The 6,522-nt window shown below is 69.9% G+C and carries 9 protein-coding genes; all 9 read left to right on the top strand.

What is annotated here, in order from left to right:
• On the top strand, positions 1-619 hold a 619-nt coding region (locus E3T33_RS15635; RefSeq protein WP_134574535.1), incomplete at its 5' end, for a flagellar hook-length control protein FliK.
• A 15-nt stretch (positions 620-634) separates the two neighbouring features.
• A complete protein-coding gene (locus E3T33_RS00710; protein ID WP_338419103.1) occupies positions 635-1,069 on the top strand; it encodes a flagellar hook capping FlgD N-terminal domain-containing protein in 435 nt (144 codons plus the stop codon).
• Between the two features lie 73 nt (positions 1,070-1,142).
• Positions 1,143-2,315, top strand: coding sequence for a flagellar hook protein FlgE (locus E3T33_RS00705; protein ID WP_092321431.1), 1,173 nt, complete (start codon positions 1,143-1,145; stop codon positions 2,313-2,315).
• A gap of 100 nt (positions 2,316-2,415) precedes the next feature.
• Positions 2,416-2,649, top strand: coding sequence for a flagellar FlbD family protein (locus E3T33_RS00700; RefSeq protein ID WP_092321432.1), 234 nt, complete (start codon positions 2,416-2,418; stop codon positions 2,647-2,649).
• Entirely contained in the window at positions 2,649-3,413 is a 765-nt protein-coding gene (locus E3T33_RS00695; protein WP_092321433.1) for a MotA/TolQ/ExbB proton channel family protein, read from the top strand. The genes E3T33_RS00700 and E3T33_RS00695 overlap by 1 nt, the downstream gene beginning before the upstream one ends.
• A complete protein-coding gene (locus E3T33_RS00690) occupies positions 3,410-4,282 on the top strand; it encodes a flagellar motor protein MotB (protein WP_092321434.1) in 873 nt (290 codons plus the stop codon). Before E3T33_RS00695 ends, E3T33_RS00690 begins: the two co-directional genes overlap by 4 nt.
• A gap of 61 nt (positions 4,283-4,343) precedes the next feature.
• Complete coding sequence (locus E3T33_RS00685; RefSeq protein ID WP_241982775.1) at positions 4,344-5,261, top strand: flagellar motor switch protein FliM; 918 nt, start codon at positions 4,344-4,346, stop codon at positions 5,259-5,261.
• The gene (gene fliN / locus E3T33_RS00680) at positions 5,258-5,965 is read left to right on the top strand and encodes a flagellar motor switch protein FliN (protein ID WP_092321435.1); all 708 of its coding nucleotides are present in this window, start codon (positions 5,258-5,260) and stop codon (positions 5,963-5,965) included. Before E3T33_RS00685 ends, fliN begins: the two co-directional genes overlap by 4 nt.
• Complete coding sequence (gene fliO, locus E3T33_RS00675) at positions 5,966-6,457, top strand: flagellar biosynthetic protein FliO (RefSeq protein ID WP_092321436.1); 492 nt, start codon at positions 5,966-5,968, stop codon at positions 6,455-6,457.
• Positions 6,458-6,522: the final 65 nt, after the last annotated feature.

The following is a 6,522-nucleotide window of genomic DNA, read 5'->3' as shown; positions in this document are numbered from 1 at the left end:
GGCTTCCGCGCGGACTGTGGCGGACGTCGCGCCGGTCGCACCGGACGGCAGCCTCGCCCCGGATGCCGCGCCCTCCGCCCCAGCCGCCCAGCCGGCGCCGGCCGCGCCCGTCTTCCCCGGTCTGTCGTCCACGTCCGCCGCCCCCGTCGCGGCCCAGGCCGCTCCGCCCGCGGCCCCGCCCGCGCCGCTGGCCAGCCAGATCGCCGGCCCGCTGTTCACCCTGGCCGGGGCGCGATCGGGCGAGCATGTGCTGACGATCAACGTGGCGCCAGACAACCTCGGTCCGGTGACCGTGCGAGCGCACATCACCGGGGACAACATCCGGGTCGAACTCTTCGCACCCACGGACCTGGGCCGCGACGCCCTGCGGGCGATGCTCCCCGACCTTCGCCGCGATCTCGCGGGATCGGGGATGAACGCCCAGCTGAACCTGTCGTCCGGCAGCCAGCCGGAAGACCAGCCCGGCGACCCGAGTGCCGACCGGGGCGCTTTCGGGCGGGACCGGGCCGAGCACGAAGCGCGCGAGGAAACCGGCCGACGCCGTGCCGCCGCAGCGGCCGAACGAACTGCTCCATCGGCCCTCGCGGCCACATCATCGACCATCGACGTGATGGCTTAGAAAGAGAGACCGACCGTGCCCATTGACGCAGTAGCAGCTCCAGCCCCCGGGATGTACACCGGCGAGGTCACCCGGGCACCCAAGCAAGCCATGGACTCCGAGGTGTTCATGTCTCTCCTGGTCACCCAGCTGCGCAACCAGGACCCCAGCTCACCCATGGACACCAACCAGATGATCGCGCAGACCACCCAGCTGGCCATGATGGAGAAGATCAGCGCCCTCGCGGACACGAACCAGGAGAGCTTCTCCCTGCAGATGCGCATGGCCGCCGCCGCACTCGTGGGCAAGGATGTCACCTTCGCCCGCGCGGACGGAACCACCGGCAGCGGCACGGCCACCGCGGTGTCCTACGCCGGCTCGGTTCCCCAGGTCACGGTCGGCGGCGAGAACATCGGCCTCGACTCCGTCGCCGGCGTCTCCGCCGGTGTCGCGGCCCCGCCCGCGCCCTGATCTCCCGGCTCCTCGTCCAGTTTTCCCACCACTCACACACGCATCCCACCGTCCGACCGAAAGGCAGCATCCCATGCTTCGTTCCCTGTACTCCGGAATCTCCGGCCTCCGTTCCCACCAGACCATGCTCGACGTGACCGGCAACAACATCGCCAACGTCAACACCACCGCGTTCAAGGCATCCGCCACGCAGTTCCAGGACACGCTCTCGCAGATGTCGCAGGGCGCCGGGGGACCGCAGGCTCAGGTCGGCGGCACCAACCCGGCCCAGATCGGGCTGGGCGTCCAGGTCGCGGGCATCTCGACGAACTTCGCCCAGGGCTCGGCCCAGTCCACCGGACGCTCCACCGACATCATGATCTCCGGCGACGGCTTCTTCGTCACCAGGCTCGGCGGCGAAACCCTCTACACCCGCGCCGGCGCCTTCGACTTCGACGCCCAGGGCCGGCTCGTCGCGCCGGACGGCGCGATCGTGCAGGGCTGGACCGCGGTCAACGGCAAGATCACCGAGGGCGGCGCCGTCGGCCCGATCACGCTTCCGCTGCAGTCCGTCATCGCCGCGGTCGCCACGACGGCCGCGTCAGTGGTCGGCAACCTCCCGTCCGACGCCGCCGTCGGCACGAGCATCGTCCGCGACGTGACCGTCTTCGACGCCGCAGGGGCCTCCCGGACGCTCTCCCTGTCGTTCACCCGCACGGCCGCGGGCTGGGGCGTCGCGGGCAGCGACGGTGTCGCCGCCGGCGCCACGACCCTCGCTGACAACGGAACAGGCACCCTCACCCCGGGCGGTCCGCTCCTGGTTAACGGGATCGCCGTCGACCTCGCTGCGCTCACCGGATACGCCGGGCTCACCACCGCCACGGCCACCCGCGACAACGGCAGCGACGCCGGCACGCTCAAGTCATACACGCTGGGCAAGGACGGCACCCTCGTCGGGCTGTTCAGCAACGGCGGCCAGGAAGCGATCGGCCGGATTGCCCTGGCAACCTTCGTCAACCCCGGCGGCCTCGAAAAGGCCGGCGCCTCCGGGTACCGGTCGACGTTCAACTCCGGCACGGCCGAGCTCGGCGCACCGGGCGAGGGCAGCCTCGGATCCCTCGCCGGCGGCGCCCTGGAAATGTCCAACGTCGACCTGTCGCAGGAGTTCACGAACCTCATCGTCGCCCAGCGCGGCTTCCAGGCGAACGCCCGCATCATCACGACCTCCGACGAGGTCCTGCAGGAACTGACCAACCTGAAGAGGTAAGCCCGCGGAGGAAGGTCGCCCGGCAACTTACGGAGGAGGCCGGGCGGCCGACAGTGGTGTGTGACGGCCGCTGGGGCCGTCCACAACCGGGGATGGGTTCATGATCGTTCTGACGCGGCTCAACGGAAGCCAGTTCGCGATCAATCCCGACCTGATCGAACGCATCCACTCGAACCCCGACACGACGCTGGTCATGGTCGACGGCGCCAAGTTCATCGTGACCGAGCCGATGGACGTGGTCATCGAGAACATCGCGGCCTACCGCGCCCACGTGATCTCGCTCGCCTACGCCCCGCCGGCGAGCGACCTTCCCCTCGGCCCGAGGAAGATCTGATGGATCCGGCAACCCTGATCGGCATTGCCGTCGCGTTCGGCGCCCTCTTCGCCATGATCACCCTCGAGGGCTCGTCCATCACGGCCATCCTGCTGCCGGCGCCGATGATCCTCGTCTTCGGCGCGACCATCGCGGTCGGACTCGCCGGCGGAACCATCAAGGACTTCCTCTCGGCCTTCAAGTCCCTGCCCAGGGCGTTCCGGGGCAAGACGACCCCGCCGCAGCTGGTCATCGACCAGATCGTCGGCCTGGCCGAGAAGGCTCGCAGCGCGGGCCTGCTCTCGCTCGAGCAGGAGGCCGACGCGATCGACGACCCGTTCCTGCGCGGCGCGCTGCAGAACATCGCCGACGGCACGGACGGCGACGAACTCCGCGTGCTGCTGGAGGACGAAATGGCCACGACGGCCAAGTCCGACCGGAACGCGGCGAAATTCTTCACGACCCTGGGCGGCTATGCCCCGACCGTCGGCATCGTTGGAACCGTCGTCTCCCTCACCCACGTCCTGGAAAACCTCGACAGCCCGGATACGCTCGGCCCGATGATCGCGGCCGCCTTCGTGGCGACGCTCTGGGGTCTCCTCTCGGCGAACTTCCTCTGGCTTCCGCTCGGGGCCAGGCTCAAGCGCCTCTCCGACCTCGAGGTCGACCGGATGACGCTGGTACTCGAGGGCGCGCTGGCGGTGCAGGCCGGCAGCCAGCCCCGACTCCTGGGCGAGCGCCTGCGGGCGATGGTTCCCGCACAGGCGCTGTCCAAAGCCGCATGAGCGCGCGCCCGGGCCGCCGCCATTTCGGCGAGGACCACGAGGAACACGTCGACGAGCGCTGGATGGCGTCCTACATGGACATGGTCACCGTGCTGATGTGCATGTTCATCGTGCTCTACGCCATGTCGACCGTCGATGAGAAGAAGTTCGAACAGCTCCGCAATTCGCTCGCCACCGGCTTCGGGGCGACGGATGTCCAGGCGATCGACACCGCGAAGGGTGTCGTCGTTCCCGTGGAACTCGTCGATCAGGAGGCAGAAGGATTCACCGACCTCGAACTGGCCCAGCTCGAGGTCGACAAGCTCACCGCGCTCAAGGAGGCCATGCGCGCCGCCCTGGCGAAGCAGCGGCTGGAGTACCTCGTCGATTTCAAATTCGACGAACGGGGGCTGTCAGCGGGCCTGGTCGGGACCGAGACGTTCTTCCAGGGCAACCGGGTCGACCTGAGCGCGAAGGCGATCCAGGTCCTCGACGCGATCGCGCCGCCGCTGGCGACCTCGAAGCGCGAAATCTCGGTCGAGGGACACGCCGACCGCCACGGCTCGACGGGAATCTACCCCACGGACTGGGAGCTCTCCTCGGGCCGGGCAACCCAGGTGCTCCGGCGCATGGTCGAACACGGGAGAGTGCCGCAGGAGCACATCGCAGCGGTCGGCTACGGTTCGGCCAGGCCCGTCACCGCCCGCGCCGACCCGATCTCGATGGCCAGGAACCGGCGGGTCGACGTCGTCGTGCTCTCGAACCAGCCCGACAGCATCCGCAAACTCATCCCCGGCGTCGTGAACGGAACCGCGATCGAGCCGCCCGCCAAGGCGAGGAAGGCGGTCAAGGCCGACAAACCGGCCCCCGCGAAGAGTTCGCACGGGTGATCCCCCTGGCAAGAATGGCGATCGCCTAACATTGCCCATCCGCCGGCCGATAGTGGCGACCGTGACGGTCCAGGAACAGTACGGCATCAGTGCGCCCGCGAGGGCCGCGGCGGCGACGAAGACGGTCGAGGTCTATGACTTCCGACGCCCGACGACGCTCGCCCGGGAGCATTCCCGCGTGCTCGAACTCGCCTTCGAAACCTTCGCCCGCCAGTGGGGCACCCAGCTGACCGCGAAGGTGCGGATGGTCTGCCAGGTCACCTGCGACCAGGTGCTCATGCAGACCTACGACGACTACGCGTCGAGCCTGCCGGCGTCGACGGCCATGGTGCTGTGCAACCTCGAGGGCTCGAGCGCCAAGGCGGTCATCCAGTTCCCCGCGTCCACCGCCCTCACCTGGGTCAGCCACATGCTCGGCGGCAGCGGCAACCGGATCGCCCCTGAGCGCAAGTTCACCCAGATCGAGGAGGCCCTCGTGCGGGGTCTGATGAGCGATGCGCTCGAAGACCTCCGCTATTCCCTCGGCGCCCTGCTCGTGGTGCCGATCAGCGTCGACGCGATCCAGTACAACTCGCAGTTCGCCCAGGCCGCGGCCACGGCCGACCTGATGATCGTCGCCTCGTTCGCGCTGGAGGTGGGGGAGGGCAGCAGCATCGCCACCGTCGCGCTGCCGGCCCGAATCCTCCTGGAACAACTCGGCGAGGTGCATCCCACGGGATCGCGAGCCAAGTCCAAGGAACTGCTCCAGGCACAGCTCAGCCGGGTGCCGGTCGAGGTGTCGCTGCGGCTCACCCCGGTGCGTGTGCTGCCCAGCAGGATCCTCGACCTCGCCGTCGGCGACATCCTGCCGATCCCGCATCCGAAGCACCGGCCGCTCGACCTGGCCGTTGACGGCCTGTCCCTGGCCAGGGCCGCGGTCGGCTCCAACGGCTCGCGCCTCGCCTGCATCATCATCGAATCGAAGGAGAAGCCCCGATGAGCACCACCCGCGCTCTACCGTCCGCCGCAGTCGAGGCACTCGTGCGGGTGCTGCCCACCGGGCTGCCCCTGGACTCCGCGGCCTGCTCCGGCGCCGCAGCCCCGGCCGGCCGGGTCGCCGCAGCCGTCGTCGCCTCGTTCGTGGGAGCCACCTCGGCCGACCTCGCTCTGGTGCTGAGCCAGCCGAACACGCTCGGCGCCGCCGCCGGCACCGAGTCGCCGCTCGTGTCCGGTCACGACGTGCTCCGCCCAGCCCTCGAAAGCGCCGCCGCGGTGCTCGGAGCCGGCGTGCTCGCCGACAGCCGGGTCGAAGACGCGTCGACGCTCTTCGCCGATCCCTCCACGACCGTGTTCGAGCTGACCGGGGACGGCGCGGTCACGGGCTGGTTCGCCATCCGGCTCAGGGAGAACGGCGTCGTCGGCGGCGACGGCAGGCGCGCCACCGATTCGGTGACCGGCAAGCTCGGCCGGATCAACAACGTCGAGATGTCGCTGACCGTGGAGATCGGCCGCGCCCGGATGTCGGTGCGCGACGTGCTCTCCCTCGAACCCGGCGCCGTGATCGAACTGGACCGCTCCGCCGGCGCCCCGGCCGACGTGCTGCTCAACGGCCGCCTGATCGCCCACGGCGAGATCGTCGTTGTCGACCAGGACTACGCCGTCCGAATCACCAAGATCCTCGACGTCGCCGAGGTGCTCGCTTAGGTGGACACCCTCCTCGTCGGACTCCGCGTCGTGCTGTCCCTGGCCGTTGTGCTCGGGCTGCTCTGGGTCATGCAGCGACGCCTGTCGCGAGGAGGCCGCGCCCGCGGGGCCTCGAACCTGGTCTCCGTGGTCGGCCGGCAGAGCCTTGGTTCCAAGGCGTCCGTCGTGGTGGTCGAGATCGACGGCCGGCGGCTCATCCTCGGCGTGACGGAGGCCCAGGTGACCGTGCTGCAGGGCGGCGGGGGAGTCGGGGACCGCGCGGAAACCTTCGCGCAGTCGATGTCGGTGGCCGAGGGCACCGACCTGGCCGGCACCGACCTGGCCGGCACCGACCTGGCCGGCAGCGACCTGTCCGGAGGCGACACTGCGCCGGAGCCGCCGCTCGAGTTCCGGCCGCGCCGCAAGTCGGGGCAGGCCGGTCGTCTCGGCGGGTCGATCCTGTCGCCGGCAACGTGGCAGCAGACGGCCGCCGTGCTCCGGCAAGAACGGTGAGGGCCGGGGCTCCTCGCACGTGGACGGGTAACCGAACCGTCCGGCTGGGCATCCTGATCACCCTG

The organism is Cryobacterium sp. TMT1-2-1 (assembly GCF_004403955.1).
GTDB lineage: Bacteria > Actinomycetota > Actinomycetes > Actinomycetales > Microbacteriaceae > Cryobacterium > Cryobacterium psychrotolerans.
This window is presented reverse-complemented; position numbering and strand designations above follow the sequence as displayed.

What these genes read in the sequence shown, in the direction of transcription:
- E3T33_RS00690 (WP_092321434.1), top strand. Translation starts at nt 3,410, where the DNA reads ATGAGCGCGCGCCCGGGCCGCCGCCATTTCGGCGAGGACCACGAGGAA.
- E3T33_RS00700 (WP_092321432.1), top strand. Translation starts at nt 2,416, where the DNA reads ATGATCGTTCTGACGCGGCTCAACGGAAGCCAGTTCGCGATCAATCCC.
- E3T33_RS00705 (WP_092321431.1), top strand. Translation starts at nt 1,143, where the DNA reads ATGCTTCGTTCCCTGTACTCCGGAATCTCCGGCCTCCGTTCCCACCAG.
- E3T33_RS00695 (WP_092321433.1), top strand. Translation starts at nt 2,649, where the DNA reads ATGGATCCGGCAACCCTGATCGGCATTGCCGTCGCGTTCGGCGCCCTC.
- fliN (WP_092321435.1), top strand. Translation starts at nt 5,258, where the DNA reads ATGAGCACCACCCGCGCTCTACCGTCCGCCGCAGTCGAGGCACTCGTG.